Source organism: Streptomyces venezuelae (assembly GCF_008642315.1).
Classification (GTDB): domain Bacteria; phylum Actinomycetota; class Actinomycetes; order Streptomycetales; family Streptomycetaceae; genus Streptomyces; species Streptomyces venezuelae_D.
This window is the reverse complement of the sequence record NZ_CP029192.1, coordinates 5,270,610-5,283,907: the sequence shown is the minus strand read 5'-3', so window position 1 is coordinate 5,283,907 and position 13,298 is coordinate 5,270,610. Positions and strand designations below refer to the sequence as shown.

Here is a 13,298-nt window from a genome sequence, read left to right as displayed (position 1 = left end):
GTAGAAGATCCTTTTGGTGCGGCCTCCGTCGCCGAGTAGACTGCTGAAGTTGCTCGGCGAGGGAGGCCGCACTTTCTGTGTGGCTGTCCGTTATCGACGCGCTCTTCGTAGCAGGCCGTTCGTGGCCGGGTGACCGATTCTTTTCCGTCACTGCATATACGAGGAGTGCACATGTCCGAGGTGAAGATCACCGCCGAGACCCGTTCCGAGTTCGGCAAGGGTGCCGCCCGCCGTCTGCGTCGCGCCGACAAGCTGCCCGCCGTCGTCTACGGCCACGGCTCGGAGCCGGTCCACATCGCCCTTCCGCACCACGACACCCTCATGGCGCTGAAGACCCCGAACGTCCTGATCAACCTGGACATCGAGGGCAAGAGCGAGCTCGTCATCCCGAAGGCCGTCCAGCGCGACGCCCTCCGCATCGGCATCCTCGAGCACGTCGACCTGCTCATCGTGAAGCGCGGCGAGAAGGTCACCGTCGAGGTCCCCGTCCACACCGAGGGCGACCTGGCGCCGGGCAACAACCTGCTCGAGCACGTCCTGAACACCCTCCCGGTCGAGGCCGAGGCCACCCACATCCCGGAGTCGGTCACCGTCTCCGTGGCGGGCCTGGACGCCGGCGCGTCGGTCCTCGCCAAGGACATCCCGCTGCCCTCCGGCACCACGCTGGCCGTCGAGGACGACGCCGTCGTCCTGCAGGTCCTGGCCGCGCAGGCCGAGGAGGCCCCGGCCGAGGACGCCGAGGGCGAGGGCGACGAGGCCTGAGCCTCGGCGACACACGTCCACACGGCAGCCGCCGCTCCCCACGGGGGCGGCGGCTGCCGCGCGTGAGGCCTACGGGCCTTCGAGCCAGTGATGCGCGTATGAAGGAGACATGCACGTGACGACCGACGCCAGCGCCCCCTGGCTGATCGCGGGCCTCGGCAATCCGGGCCCTGAGTACGCCATGAACCGGCACAACGTGGGCTTCATGGTGGCCGACCTGCTCGCGCAGCGCATCGGCGGCAAGTTCAAACGGGCCGGCAAGGCGCAGGCACAGGTGGTCGAGGGCCGGATCGGCGCGCCGGGCCCCGCCAACCGCCGCGTCATCCTGGTCAAGCCCATGTCGTACATGAACGTCTCGGGCGGCCCCGTCACCGCGCTCCGCGACTTCTACAAGGTCCCCACGGCGAACATCGTCGCGGTCCACGACGAGCTGGACATCGACTACGGCACGCTGCGCCTGAAGCTGGGCGGCGGCGACAACGGCCACAACGGCCTCAAGTCGATGACCAAGGCGATGGGCCCCGACTACCACCGCATCCGCTTCGGCATCGGCCGCCCCCCGGGCCGCATGCAGGTGGCGGACTTCGTCCTCAAGGACTTCTCCTCGACGGAGCGCAAGGAACTCGACTACTTCGTGGACCGCGCGGCGGACTCGGTGGAGGCGCTGATCACCGAGGGCCTGGAGCGGGCGCAGAGCACGTACAACTCCTGAACGGACCGCAAACAGAAGGGCCCCCGCACCGCCTGAGCGGTGCGGGGGCCCTTTCCGTCGGTCAGCCCGTGTTGCGCAGACCCGCCGCGACACCGTTGACGGTGAGCAGCAGGGCCCGTCCGAGCAGCGGGTCCGGGTCGGTGCCCGCGGCTGCCGCGTCCCGCTGGCGCTTCAGGAGCGCGACCTGGAGGTACGAGATCGGGTCCAGGTAGGCGTCGCGGATCGCGAAGGTCTGCTGGAGCGCCGGGTGGGAGTCGAGGAGTTCGTCCCCGCCCGTGATGCGCAGGACCTCGCGGACGGTCAGTTCGTGCTCTTCCTCGATCATGGCGAAGACGTGCTTGAGCTCGTCGGGCACGAGGGTGTCCACGTAGTGCCTGGCGATGCGCAGGTCCGTCTTCGCGAGCGTCATCTCCACGTTGGAGACGAAGTTGCGGAAGAAGTGCCAGTGCTCGTGCATCTCGTCCAGGACCGTGTCCAGGCCCGCCTCGCGCAGCGCCTTGAGGCCCGAGCCCACGCCGAACCAGCCGGGGACGATCTGCCGGGACTGGGTCCAGCCGAAGACCCACGGAATGGCACGCAGGCCGTCGAGCGAGACGCCCGAGCCGGGGCGGCGCGAGGGCCGGGAGCCGAGGTGCAGGTCGGCGAGCTGGTCGACGGGGGTCGACGCGAGGAAGTAGTTCGGCAGGTCCGGGTCCTCGACCAGCTTGCGGTACGCGGAGTGCGCGGCGTCCGAGACGACGTCCATCGCGGCGTCCCAGCGGGCGAGAGCCTCGTCGGACTGGCGCGGGGCGGTGTGCAGGGCGGAGGCCTGCAGCGTGGCCGCGACGGTCAGTTCGAGGTTCTCGCGGGCCAGCGAGGGGACCAGGTACTTGTCGGAGATGACCTCGCCCTGCTCGGTCACCTTGATCTCGCCCTCCAGCGTGCCCCACGGCTGCGCGAGGATCGCGTCGTGCGAGGGGCCGCCGCCGCGGCCGACGGTGCCGCCGCGGCCGTGGAAGAGGCGCAGGCGCACGCCGTAGCGGTGCGCGACGTCGCGCAGGCGGCGCTGGGCGCGGTGGATCTCCCACTGGGACGTGGTGATGCCGCCGAACTTGGAGGAGTCCGAGTAGCCGAGCATGACCTCCTGGACGTCGCCGCGCAGGGCCACCAGGCGGCGGTACGACGGGTCGGCGAGCATCTCGTCGAGGATGACGTCGGCGGCGCGCAGCTCGTCGGTGGTCTCCAGGAGCGGCACGATGCCGATCTTCGCCCAGCCGGCGTGCAGGTCGATGAGGCCCGCCTCGCGCGCGAGGACCGCCGCGGCGAACACGTCGTCCGCGCCCTGGCACATTGAGATGATGTACGACTCGATGACCTCGGGACCGAAGACTTCGAGGGCCTTCTTGACGGTGAGGAAGACGCCGAGGGTCTTCTCGCCCGCGGCGTCGACCGGTGCCGGGGACGGGCCGAGCGGACGCCGGGACCTGAGCTCCTTGGCGAGCAGCTTCTGGCGGTACTCGCGCGGCATGTCCGCGTACCGCCAGGACTCCTCGCCGAGACGGTCGAAGAGCTGGCCGAGCGCGTGGTGGTGGGCGTCCGCGTGCTCGCGTACGTCCATCGTGGCCAGCTGGAGGCCGAACGCGGCGAGGGTGCGGATGGTGCGGTTCATCCGGCCGTCGGCGAAGAGGGCGCCCTTGTGCTCGCGCAGCGAGGTCTGGATGAGCGTGAGGTCGTGCAGGAGCTCGGCGGTGCCGAGGTAGTCGCGGCCGTCCTCGTGCGGGATGCCCTTGGCCAGGCGCTGCTTGGTGTTCTCCAGCTTCTGCCGGATGCAGGTGGCCTTGAGGCGGTAGGGCTCCTCGGAGTTGAGGCGCTTGTAGCGGGGGCTGATCTCGGGCAGCCGCTCCAGGTCGCACTGGAGGGAGGACTTCAGCTCCTCGGTCGCTCCCGTGTAGCGGATCGAGTTGGAGAGGAAGCCGCGCAGCTCGTCGATCATGTCGAGCGCGTCGTTGATCCCGTGCTCGTGCTGGAGGATCAGGACGTCCCAGGTGACGGCGGGCGTCACGTTCGGGTTGCCGTCGCGGTCGCCGCCGATCCAGGTGCCGAAGCTGAGGGGGCGGGTGCCCTCGGGCAGCTCGACGCCGACGCGCTCCAGCTCCGCGGTGAGGTCCTCGAGGACGTCGCCGACGGCGCCCGCGTGCAGCTCGTCGAGGTAGTAGATGGCGTTGCGGGCCTCGTCGGCGGGCTCGGGGCGCACCACGCGCAGCTCGTCGGTCTGCCACACCAGGTCGATGTTCTCGGCCAGGCGGATGTCGTGGCGGCGCCGGTCGGACTCGATGACCGGCGTCTCCAGGAGCTCGGCGACGCGGCGGAGCTTGTTGAGCACGGAGCGGCGGGCCGCCTCGGTGGGGTGCGCGGTGAAGACGGGGCGCACGTTGAGGTTCTGCACCGTCTGGCGCAGGTGCTCGGGGTCGGCGTCCTTGAGCCGGTCCGCGGTGCGCGCGAGCAGCCCGCCCTCGGCGGCGCGCTTGGCGCGCAGCTCGCGCCCGCGGTGGACCTGCTCCGTCACGTTCGCCAGGTGGAAGTACGTGGAGAAGGCGCGGACCAGCTTGGCCGCGGTCTCCAGTTCCGTACCGCCGAGGAGGGTGGCTGCGGCCTCGCCGTCCTCGCGCGTCAGGCGGCGGACCTTTTCGACCAGTTCGAGGAGCTCGGGGCCCTCCTGGCGTACGAGGGTCTCGCCGAGCAGGTCGCCGAGGCGGCGGATGTCGGCGCGCAGCTCGGTGCTGGCGGTGCTGGTGGCCTGCTGGCCCTGGTCGTCGGCACTGCTCACAGGTGCGGCTCCTTGCAGTGTTGAAGCGCTTCAAGACTGGGAGGGGTCCCCGATGGGGATACCGGGGGAGATACAGAGCGGACCGCGCTGTCCGACCGTCTCCAAGGATAGGTGTCACATCGGGCACAGAGCTCGCGGCCTCTTGCCGCGGGGCTCCGCACTGCCATACTTACGTCGCCGTAGGTTACGGAACCGTAGGAAACGCGGTATCGCAGCCGTTGCGGGAACCGTGCCCGTGCACCGCTCCCACCCCAACCCTCGACCCCACAGGGGACGTGCCCATGACGACAACTTCCGATGCGTACTCCGAGGCCGATGTGATCGACGACGCTCCACGGGCGGACGCGAGCTCCGCCACCGCCACTGCCACCCCCACCGCTACCGCGCCGCCGTCGGCGACGCTGGGCGGCGAGCAGAAACGCTCGCTCGAACAGATCGCCCTGCTCCTGTTCATCACCGTCCCCTTCCTCGCCCTGGTCGCGGCGGTGCCGCTGGCCTGGGGCTGGGGCGTGAGCTGGCTGGACCTCGGTCTGCTCGTCTTCATGTACTACCTGGGGTGCCACGGCATCACCATCGGCTTCCACCGCTACTTCACGCACGGCTCCTTCAAGGCGAAGCGACCGCTGCGCATCGCGCTGGCCGTCGCGGGCTCCATGGCGGTCGAGGGTCCCCTCGTCCGCTGGGTGGCCGACCACCGCAAGCACCACAAGTTCTCGGACGCGGAGGGCGACCCGCACTCCCCGTGGCGCTTCGGCGAGACGGTTCCCGCTCTGATGAAGGGCCTGTGGTGGGCGCACATCGGATGGATGTTCGACGAGGAGCAGACATCGCAGGAGAAGTACGCGCCTGACCTGATCAAGGACCCGGCGATCCGCCTGATCTCGCGCCAGTTCCTGTTCTGGACGATCGTTTCCCTCGCCATCCCGCCGGTGGTCGGCGGCCTGGTCACGATGTCGTGGTGGGGCGCGTTCACGGCGTTCTTCTGGGGCTCTCTGGTCCGCGTCGCACTGCTGCACCACGTCACGTGGTCCATCAACTCGATCTGCCACGCGGTGGGCAAGCGCCCCTTCAAGTCCCGTGACCGGTCGGGCAACGTGTGGTGGCTCGCGGTGCTGTCCTGCGGCGAGTCCTGGCACAACCTCCACCACGCCGACCCGACGTCGGCGCGGCACGGGGTGATGCGCGGGCAGGTCGACTCGTCGGCGCGGATCATCCGCTGGTGCGAGCAGCTCGGCTGGGCCTACGACGTGCGGTGGCCGTCGCAGTCGCGCATCGACTCGCGCCGCAAGCCGGAGGGCGCGGCCGACTCCCGGCGCGGGGCTGCCGCCTCCGACGCGGCATGATTGACGACGTGGCGACCGACTCCAGCGATTCCATCCCTGCCGGCAAAGAGAAGCAGCCCCGGCGTACCCGCCGGACCCGTATGACGGGTGCCGAGCGGCGGGAACAGCTGCTGGACATCGGCCGCACCCTGTTCGCCGCCAAGGGCTTCGAGGGCACGTCCGTGGAGGAGATCGCCGCGAAGGCGGGGGTCTCCAAGCCGGTCGTGTACGAGCACTTCGGCGGCAAGGAGGGGCTGTACGCGGTCGTGGTGGACCGCGAGATGCGGCAGCTCCTGGACATGGTGACGAGCGCGCTCACCGCGGGGCACCCTCGGGAACTCCTCGAACAGGCCGCGTTCGCCCTGCTCGACTACATCGAGACGTACACGGACGGCTTCCGCATCCTGGTCCGCGACTCGCCCGTGGCGCAGTCGACGGGCACGTTCGCCTCCCTCATCTCCGACATCGCGACGCAGGTCGAGGACATCCTCGGCCAGGAGTTCAAGGGCCGCGGCTTCGACCAGAAACTGGCTCCGCTGTACGCCCAGGCGCTGGTCGGCATGGTCGCCCTGACCGGGCAGTGGTGGCTGGACGCGCGCAAGCCGAAGAAGGCGGAGGTCGCCGCCCATCTGGTCAACCTGGCCTGGCACGGCCTGGACGGGCTGGAGCCCAAGCCCCGCCTGATAGGCCACCGCAAGAACTGACCCGCGGGGTCAGCCGCTCTCCTGCCTGCCGGGGTCCGGTCCCCCGTCTGGCCGGGGCCCCACACCACGCCCTGCCCCGCCGCTCCGCGGCGGCCTCTCCCACCCAACCACCCGTGCACCCCGCACCGTCTGGTGAACGAGGTCGGCCGGTCCGTCAAGGCCTCACCACGCCTCCCGCTCCGCCGCTCCGCGGCGGGTCCTCCCACCACCCACCCGTGCACCCCGCACCGCCCAGCACACGCCGAGTCACCCGTGTCGCCCCCGCCCCAGAAACTCCAGCCTGTTCCCCACCGCACCCTCGGAGGGGCGTGAGCACTACGCGTCCGTCCTGCGGGCCACCGCGAAGACCCTGCGGAACGGGAACACCGTGCCGTGCGGTGTGGGCGGGTAGGCCTCGCGGAGGAGGGTGCCGTACTCGTCCAGGAACGTCCGCGTCGCCGACGCGTCGTCCGACAGGGCCGTCAGGACCGGGCGCAGGCCCGTGCCCTTCACCCAGTCGAGGACGGGGTCCTCGCCCGCGAGGAGGTGCTGGTACGTCGTCTCCCACGCGTCGACCTCGCAGCCGAGATCCGCGAGCCGTTCCAGGTACGCCCCCGGCGAGAGCACCGCGTCCGCGTGGCGCAGGACGTCGCCGAGGCGGTCGCGCCAGCGAGGGGACGCGGCGAGGTCGCGCATCAGGACGTGGCTCGGGGCGTCGAAGTTGCCCGGCACCTGGAAGGCGAACGTGCCGCCGGGGGTCAGCGCCCCGGTCCATGCCGGGAAGGAGGCCGTGTGGCCCGGCACCCACTGCAGGGTGGCGTTGGAGAGGATGAGGTCGTATGTGCCGGGGGGCGGGGTCCAGGCCGTGGCGTCCGCCGGCGCGAAGTCCAGGCGGCCGCCGCCCTCCGTGGGGCCCGCCAGTTCGGCAGCCCTCGCGAGCATCGCCGGGGAGTTGTCGAAGCCGGTGACGTGCGCGGTGGGCCAGCGCTCCGTGAGGAGCCGGGTGACGTTGCCGGGGCCGCAGCCGAGGTCGGCGATGCGGGGCGGGTGCCCGGAGGCGGGCAGTTCGGGGACGCGGGCGAGCAGGTCGGCGAAGGGGCGGGAGCGGTGGTCGGCGTGGCGCAGGTACTGGTGGGGGTCCCAGGTGGCGGCGGCAGCAGGCATGGGGGCAGGCCTCCTCGGTTCGGATCCGGGTCGACCACCGTCGATCACCGGGCGGATTACGGGCAGCTGGCGCCAGCCTGAACCCCAGGTATCTTGATGTCAAGAGACTTCACGTCGACAGACCCCCTACACTGATCGTCATGGAGGACGAGGTCGATCGGCTGGTCGCTGCGTGGCGCCGGGAGCGCCCTGACCTCGACGTGGAACCACTCGAGGTGCTCAGCCGCGTGAGCAGGCTCGCGCGGCACCTGGACCGCGCCCGCAGACTCGCCTTCTCGGAGCACAACCTGGAGCCGTGGGAATTCGACGTCCTGACGTCGCTGCGGCGCGCGGGCGCGCCCTACCAGCTCTCCCCCGGGCAGCTGCTCACCCAGACCCTGGTGACCTCGGGCACCATGACGAACCGCATCGACCGCCTCGCGAAGAAGGGCCTCGTCGAGCGTCTGCCGGACCCCAGCGACCGGCGCGGCGTCCTCGTGCGCCTCACCGCCGAGGGCCGGGACCGCGCGGACCAGGCCCTCGCCGGACTGCTCGAACAGGAGCGGGCGATCCTCGTGGAGCTCTCCCGCGCCCAGCGCGCCGAACTGGCCGCGCTGCTACGCCAGTTGACCGCCCCGTTCGACAACATCCCCGGCTAGGTCGGCAGGTCCGACGCCCGCGCGCCGGGCGAGCGCCACGGCGGCGAGGGTGGAGTGGACGCCCAGCTTCCCCAGCACGTTCTGCATGTGCGTCCGCACCGTGTGCGGGGAGAGGAAGAGCCGCTCGGCGACCGCCTTGCGGCCGAGCCCCGCCACCATGCAGCGCAGCACCTCCCGCTCGCGCGGGGTCAGCGACTCCACGAGCCGCTCGGACTCGGTGCGGTGCTTGCGGGCCGCCGTCAGCTCGCGCAGGACGCCGGTGAGCAGGGCGGGCGGCAGGTGCGTCTCGTCCCGGAGCACGCCGCGTATCACCGTCAGGAGACGGGACAGCGAGCAGTCCTTGGCGACCCAGCCCGACGCGCCCGCCTGCAGAGCGAGGGCCGCGCGGCGCGGGTCGTCCTTCTCGGCGAGCACGACGGTGCGCACGGCGGGCTGACCCGAACGGACGCCCGCCACCAGTGAGATGCCGTCGACGAGCCCGTCGGCGTTGCCGTCCTGCACGGGCACGGCGGGCCTGGTGCCCTGCAGCGCGCTCGCCGTGCTGCCGAGGTCGGCGTCGACGAGCAGCACGTCGTATCTGCGGCCTTCGGTGACCGCCCGCTCCAGGCAGCGCAGCGCGGCGGGGCCGCTGCCGGCCGCGGACACGTCGACGTCCGGCTCGGCCGCCAGCGCGGCGGCCAGTGACTCGGCGAAGATGCGGTGGTCGTCGACGACCAGGACTCGAATGCGAACCACAGAAACCCCCTTCCCCACGCTCCCTGCCGGAAGCGGGGGATACCCCATCATCGGAGAACGCCTGGTGCGGGCACGGCGCACGGAGCGGAGGCCGACGCGGCCGCACGGCCGCCGCCGCGCTGTCACCGCCACCCCCACGCCGGGCGCCGCACCCGACTGTCTCGCCCCCTGATCAGTGCCGGCCCCCACCGGCACTGCCCTTCAGAGTAGGGCCGGACGCCCGGAGCGGAAGGTGATTTGCAGAACTGGTTGGCCAGCGCGTTTATGGTGAGCCTTATGTTTCGTATTGAGACGGGAGTCGACAAGGAGCGGCTCGGTCTGCTTCGCTCGCGGCTGAGCGAGACGAACACGGCGGCGTCACCTGAGCTCAGAGCCCTGCGCGGGACGCGCGAGGACCAGGAAGTCCCGCTTGCCGTATGGGCGCTGGACGGGCGGGGCGGCCTCGCGGCGGGCCTGGCGGCGCACACGTGGGCCCGCTGGCTGCACGTGAATCATCTCTGGGTCGACGACCTGCACCGCGGGGCGGGGCTCGGCTCGCGCCTGCTCGCCGAGGCGGAGCGGGTGGCCCGGGAGGAGCGGGGGTGCGTCAACTCCCGTGTGGAGACGTGGGACTTCCAGGCGCCTGGGTTCTACCGGAACCAGGGATACGAGCTGGTGAGCGTGATCCCCGACTACCCCGAGGGCGTCAAGGAGTTCACGCTCACCAAGCGGCTCGGCTGAGGAGGGCGGGGCGCCCCGCCTCAGGCGGCCAGGGCCAGGGCGCCGATCACCGGCGCCGCGTACATCAGCGGGAACGGGATGTGCGTGTACCAGCGCGCCCGCACCACGGCGACGACGGCCCCGGCGAAGTACAGCACCAGGGCGATGCCCGCCGCGGCCCCGACGACGGGCACGAACAGGCCCGCGACCAGACCCAGCGCGCCCGCGGCCTTGGCGGTGCCCAGCCACGGCAGCCATGCCATGGGGATGCCGTAGTCGGCGATGGGCTTCACGACCCACTCGGCGCGCAGGAAGACGGAGACGGCGGAGAAGGCCACCATGGCGGCGGCGATCAGCGTGACGACAACGAGGCTCGTGGACATGTCGGTGCTCCTCATCAGGCGGTGACCGTGCACTGCTTCGTAGCCGTGCACCGTGTTGCACTGCCATGACGGGACCGGCCCGGGGAGTGTGACCGGTCCGCGGCACCTTTTTCCGAGAAGTTTTTCCGGGCGGCTCCGCCGGGCGCTCAGGCCTCGCGCCGCGCCCCCGCCGCCGCCTGTGCGGGGAAGACGCGCGGCGCCGTGAAGCCCGCCGCGGAGAACGACTCGAGGACCGACTTCGTCACCGTGTCCTCGTCCGCCGACTCCACCAGGACGACCGCCGAGCCGCCGAAGCCGCCGCCGGTCATCCGGGCGCCGAGCGCGCCCGCCGCGTTCGCGGAGGTCACGACGAGGTCCAGCTCGGGGCAGGAGATGCGCAGGTCGTCGCGGAGCGAGGCGTGGCCCTCGGTGAGGACGGGGCCGGCCGCGCGGACGTCCCCGGAGTCGAGGAGGCTGATGACGCGCTCGACGCGGTGGTTGTCCGAGACGATGTGGCGGACGTAGCGGCGGATCTTTTCGTCCGTCAACTTCGCCAGCGCAGCGGGGAGTTCGTCGTACGCGACGTCCCGCAGGTGCGAGACGCCGAGGATGCGCGCGCCCTCCTCGCAGCCGGCCCGCCGTTCCGCGTACGCCCCGTCGCCCAGCTCGTGCTTGACGCGGGTGTCGACGACGAGCAGCCGCAGGCCGTGCGCGGCGAGGTCGAAGGGGACCTGCCGTATCGCCAGGTCGCGGCAGTCCAGGTGCAGGGCGTGGCCTTCGGTGGCGCACGCGGAGGCCATCTGGTCCATCACGCCGCACGGCACGCCGACGAAGGCGTTCTCGGCGCGCTGGGCGAGGACCGCGAGGCGCGGCCGGTCGAGGCCGAGTCCGTACAGGTCGTTCAGGGCGAGCGCCGTGACGACCTCCAGGGCGGCCGACGAGGACAGGCCCGCCCCGGTCGGCACGGTCGAGGAGAGATGGATGTCGGCGCCGCCGGAGACCTCGTGTCCCGCGTCCCGCAGCGCCCACACCACTCCGGCGGGGTAGGCGGCCCAGCCGCCCTGCCCGTACTTCGACAGGGGCTTCAGGTCGTCGACGCGGAGTTCGGCGACGGGGGCGTCGATGTCCGCGGAGTGCAGCCGCAGGACACCGTCGGTGCGGCGCGCCACCGCCGCCACCGCGGTGTGCGGCAGCGCGAGCGGCATCACGAAGCCCTCGTTGAAGTCCGTGTACTCGCCGATGAGGTTGACCCGGCCCGGTGCCGACCAGACGCCCTCCGGCTCGTACCCGTACAGCTCGGCGAACTTCCCCGCTACGTCCATCAGTTACCCCTCTACCCCTTGTTCCGGGTCAGCGCTGGGCGAAGGCCCATGCGTCGGCGACGATGCCCGCGAGGTCCGCGCGGGACGGATTCCAGCCGAGCCGCTCCCGCGCGGTGGCCGCGGACGCGACGAGGACCGCCGGGTCGCCGCCGCGGCGCGGGGCCATGACCTCGGGGATCGGGTGGCCGGTGACCTGGCGGACGGTCTCGATGACCTCGCGCACGGAGAAGCCGTTGCCGTTGCCGAGGTTGCAGATGAGGTGCTCGCCGGGGGTGGCGGCCTCGACGGCGAGGAGGTGGGCCTCGGCGAGGTCGGCGACGTGGATGTAGTCGCGGACGCAGGTCCCGTCGGGGGTCGGGTAGTCGTCGCCGAAGACGCTGATCGCCTCGCGCCTGCCCTGCGCGACCTGGAGGACGAGCGGGATGAGGTGCGACTCGGGGTCGTGGCGCTCGCCGCAGTCGCCGTACGCGCCCGCGACGTTGAAGTAGCGCAGGGAGACGGCGGCCAGGCCGTGCGCGGCCGCCTCGCCGGTGATCATGTGGTCGACGGCGAGCTTGGAGGCGCCGTAGGGCGAGGTGGGGGCGGTGGGGTCGGTCTCCGTGATGGGGGTGTTCACGGGCTCGCCGTACGTCGCGGCCGTCGAGGAGAAGACGAGCCTGCGCACGTCGGCGTCGCGCATCGCGGCGAGCAGCGCCATGGTGCCGCCGACGTTGTTGTCCCAGTACTTCTCGGGCTTGACCACGGACTCGCCGACCTGTGAGAAGGCGGCGAAGTGCAGCACGGCGTCGTAGGAGGAGTCCAGCCACTTGGCGGCATCGCGGATGTCGCCCTCGATGAACGAGGCGCCCGCGGGGACGCCTTCGCGGAAGCCGGTCGAGAGGTTGTCGAGGACGGTCACCTCGTGCCCGGCCTCGAGCAGATGCTGGGCCACCACACTTCCGACGTAGCCCGCACCACCGGTGACCAGGTACTTACCGCTCATGAACTCGCTACCTCTCGCAGTCGCTGGGCCGCGGCTTCCGGCGGCACGTCGTTGATGAACACGCTCATACCGGATTCGGAACCCGCGAGGAACTTCAGCTTGCCCGAAGTGCGGCGAATCGTGAAAAGTTCGAGATGGAGGGCGAAGTCGTCCCGGTTGATCCCGTCATGTCCCTCCAGCGGTCCGAAGGGTGCCTGGTGCCAGGCGGCGATGTAGGGGGTGGGGTTCTCCGCCGCGCCGAAGATCCGGTCGAAGCGCCTCAAGAGTTCCAGATAGATCTGTGGGAACTCTGTGCGTGCCGCGTCGTCGAGCGCGAGCAGGTCGGGCACCCGGCGCTTGGGGTAGAGGTGCACCTCGTAGGGCCAGTGTGCCGCGTACGGCACGAACGCGATCCAGTGCTCGCCCTCCAGGACGATCCGCTCCCCCGCGCTCTCCCTGGCGACGACGTCGTCGAAGAGGTTGCCGCCGCCGGACGACTCCTTGAACGCGGCGAGCGAGCGCAGCATCAGATTCGTGCGCGGGGTGACGAAGGGGTACGCGTAGATCTGCCCGTGCGGATGGCCGAGGGTCACACCGATCTCGGCGCCGCGGTTCTCGAAGCAGAAGACCTGCTCGACGGAGGGCAGGTGGGAGAGCTCGGCGGTCCGGTCGGTCCAGGCCTCCAGGACGAGCGCGGCCTGCCCGGGGGTGAGGTCCGCGAAGGACGAGGCGTGGTCGGAGGTGAAGCAGACGACCTCGCAGCGGCCGGCGTCGCCCGCGAGCGAGGGGAAGCGGTTCTCGAAGACCACGACGTCGTACGACGCATCGGGGATCTCGCTGAGCCGGTCCCCGGCGGACGGGCAGAGGGGGCACTCGTCGGCCGGCGGGTGGTAGGTGCGGCCCTGGCGGTGCGAGGCGATGGCCACGGAGTCACCCAGAAGGGGGTCCTCGCGGACCTCCGACGTGGTGGCGACGGGCGCGAGCGGGCGCCGGTCGACGGCATCGCGCACGGTGTCGTCGCGTACGTCGTAGTAGACGAGCTCACGACCGTCGGCGAGACGGGTCGAGGTCTTCTTCACGTCCGGGGCTCCTCATCACCCACCAACAGAACCGAACATAACAAACCACAAGC

13 protein-coding genes are annotated in these 13,298 nt (G+C 71.2%); 6 read left to right on the top strand and 7 right to left on the bottom strand.

Annotated elements, in window-relative coordinates; genetic code table 11:
* The first annotated feature begins 171 nt into the window (after positions 1 to 171).
* Positions 172 to 762, top strand: a complete 591-nt coding sequence (locus DEJ48_RS23165; protein ID WP_150218003.1) for a 50S ribosomal protein L25/general stress protein Ctc — start codon at positions 172 to 174, stop codon at positions 760 to 762.
* Positions 763 to 871: 109 nt separating this feature from the next.
* A complete protein-coding gene (gene pth, locus DEJ48_RS23160; protein ID WP_150218002.1) occupies positions 872 to 1,474 on the top strand; it encodes an aminoacyl-tRNA hydrolase in 603 nt (200 codons plus the stop codon).
* 61 nt (positions 1,475 to 1,535) lie between these two features.
* Here pth and ppc read toward each other — a convergent pair whose 3' ends face one another.
* Positions 1,536 to 4,280: a phosphoenolpyruvate carboxylase gene (gene ppc / locus DEJ48_RS23155; protein WP_150218001.1), complete on the bottom strand. Its 2,745-nt coding sequence runs from the start codon at positions 4,278 to 4,280 to the stop codon at positions 1,536 to 1,538.
* Between the two features lie 281 nt (positions 4,281 to 4,561).
* On the opposite strand from ppc, the gene DEJ48_RS23150 reads away from it, so the two are divergent.
* Positions 4,562 to 5,623 (top strand): acyl-CoA desaturase, encoded by a 1,062-nt coding sequence (locus tag DEJ48_RS23150; RefSeq protein ID WP_150218000.1) that lies wholly within the window; start codon positions 4,562 to 4,564, stop codon positions 5,621 to 5,623.
* A complete protein-coding gene (locus tag DEJ48_RS23145; protein ID WP_150217999.1) occupies positions 5,620 to 6,306 on the top strand; it encodes a TetR/AcrR family transcriptional regulator in 687 nt (228 codons plus the stop codon). Before DEJ48_RS23150 ends, DEJ48_RS23145 begins: the two co-directional genes overlap by 4 nt.
* Before the next feature lie 315 nt (positions 6,307 to 6,621).
* Here the strand turns inward: DEJ48_RS23145 and DEJ48_RS23140 are convergent, their stop codons facing one another.
* The gene (locus DEJ48_RS23140; protein ID WP_150217998.1) at positions 6,622 to 7,449 is read right to left on the bottom strand and encodes a trans-aconitate 2-methyltransferase; all 828 of its coding nucleotides are present in this window, start codon (positions 7,447 to 7,449) and stop codon (positions 6,622 to 6,624) included.
* A 140-nt stretch (positions 7,450 to 7,589) separates the two neighbouring features.
* Between DEJ48_RS23140 and tamR the strand changes: the two genes are divergently transcribed.
* On the top strand, positions 7,590 to 8,087 hold the full coding sequence (gene tamR, locus DEJ48_RS23135; protein ID WP_150217997.1) for a MarR family transcriptional regulator TamR: 498 nt from the start codon (positions 7,590 to 7,592) through the stop codon (positions 8,085 to 8,087).
* Here the strand turns inward: tamR and DEJ48_RS23130 are convergent.
* Entirely contained in the window at positions 8,046 to 8,822 is a 777-nt protein-coding gene (locus DEJ48_RS23130; RefSeq protein WP_150217996.1) for a LuxR C-terminal-related transcriptional regulator, read from the bottom strand. The genes tamR and DEJ48_RS23130 overlap by 42 nt on opposite strands.
* A gap of 264 nt (positions 8,823 to 9,086) precedes the next feature.
* On the opposite strand from DEJ48_RS23130, the gene DEJ48_RS23125 reads away from it, so the two are divergent.
* On the top strand, positions 9,087 to 9,542 hold the full coding sequence (locus DEJ48_RS23125) for a GNAT family N-acetyltransferase (protein WP_150221335.1): 456 nt from the start codon (positions 9,087 to 9,089) through the stop codon (positions 9,540 to 9,542).
* A 20-nt stretch (positions 9,543 to 9,562) separates the two neighbouring features.
* On the opposite strand, the gene DEJ48_RS23120 is transcribed toward DEJ48_RS23125, so the two are convergent.
* The 4 genes from DEJ48_RS23120 to galT form a co-directional block, all read right to left on the bottom strand.
* Positions 9,563 to 9,904, bottom strand: a complete 342-nt coding sequence (locus DEJ48_RS23120; protein WP_150217995.1) for a DoxX family protein — start codon at positions 9,902 to 9,904, stop codon at positions 9,563 to 9,565.
* Positions 9,905 to 10,050: 146 nt separating this feature from the next.
* The gene (gene galK, locus DEJ48_RS23115) at positions 10,051 to 11,205 is read right to left on the bottom strand and encodes a galactokinase (protein ID WP_150217994.1); all 1,155 of its coding nucleotides are present in this window, start codon (positions 11,203 to 11,205) and stop codon (positions 10,051 to 10,053) included.
* Between the two features lie 28 nt (positions 11,206 to 11,233).
* A complete protein-coding gene (gene galE / locus DEJ48_RS23110; protein WP_150217993.1) occupies positions 11,234 to 12,187 on the bottom strand; it encodes a UDP-glucose 4-epimerase GalE in 954 nt (317 codons plus the stop codon).
* A complete protein-coding gene (gene galT / locus DEJ48_RS23105) occupies positions 12,184 to 13,245 on the bottom strand; it encodes a galactose-1-phosphate uridylyltransferase (protein WP_150217992.1) in 1,062 nt (353 codons plus the stop codon). The genes galE and galT overlap by 4 nt, the downstream gene beginning before the upstream one ends.
* Positions 13,246 to 13,298 lie beyond the last annotated feature (53 nt).

Excerpts from the sequence above, each read along its gene's own strand:
- DEJ48_RS23165 (WP_150218003.1), top strand. The coding sequence starts at position 172 with ATGTCCGAGGTGAAGATCACCGCCGAGACCCGTTCCGAGTTCGGCAAG.
- pth (WP_150218002.1), top strand. The coding sequence starts at position 872 with ATGCACGTGACGACCGACGCCAGCGCCCCCTGGCTGATCGCGGGCCTC.
- DEJ48_RS23150 (WP_150218000.1), top strand. The coding sequence starts at position 4,562 with ATGACGACAACTTCCGATGCGTACTCCGAGGCCGATGTGATCGACGAC.
- DEJ48_RS23145 (WP_150217999.1), top strand. The coding sequence starts at position 5,620 with ATGATTGACGACGTGGCGACCGACTCCAGCGATTCCATCCCTGCCGGC.
- DEJ48_RS23140 (WP_150217998.1), bottom strand. The coding sequence starts at position 7,449 with ATGCCTGCTGCCGCCGCCACCTGGGACCCCCACCAGTACCTGCGCCAC.
- tamR (WP_150217997.1), top strand. The coding sequence starts at position 7,590 with ATGGAGGACGAGGTCGATCGGCTGGTCGCTGCGTGGCGCCGGGAGCGC.
- DEJ48_RS23125 (WP_150221335.1), top strand. The coding sequence starts at position 9,087 with ATGGTGAGCCTTATGTTTCGTATTGAGACGGGAGTCGACAAGGAGCGG.
- DEJ48_RS23120 (WP_150217995.1), bottom strand. The coding sequence starts at position 9,904 with ATGTCCACGAGCCTCGTTGTCGTCACGCTGATCGCCGCCGCCATGGTG.
- galK (WP_150217994.1), bottom strand. The coding sequence starts at position 11,205 with ATGGACGTAGCGGGGAAGTTCGCCGAGCTGTACGGGTACGAGCCGGAG.
- galE (WP_150217993.1), bottom strand. The coding sequence starts at position 12,187 with ATGAGCGGTAAGTACCTGGTCACCGGTGGTGCGGGCTACGTCGGAAGT.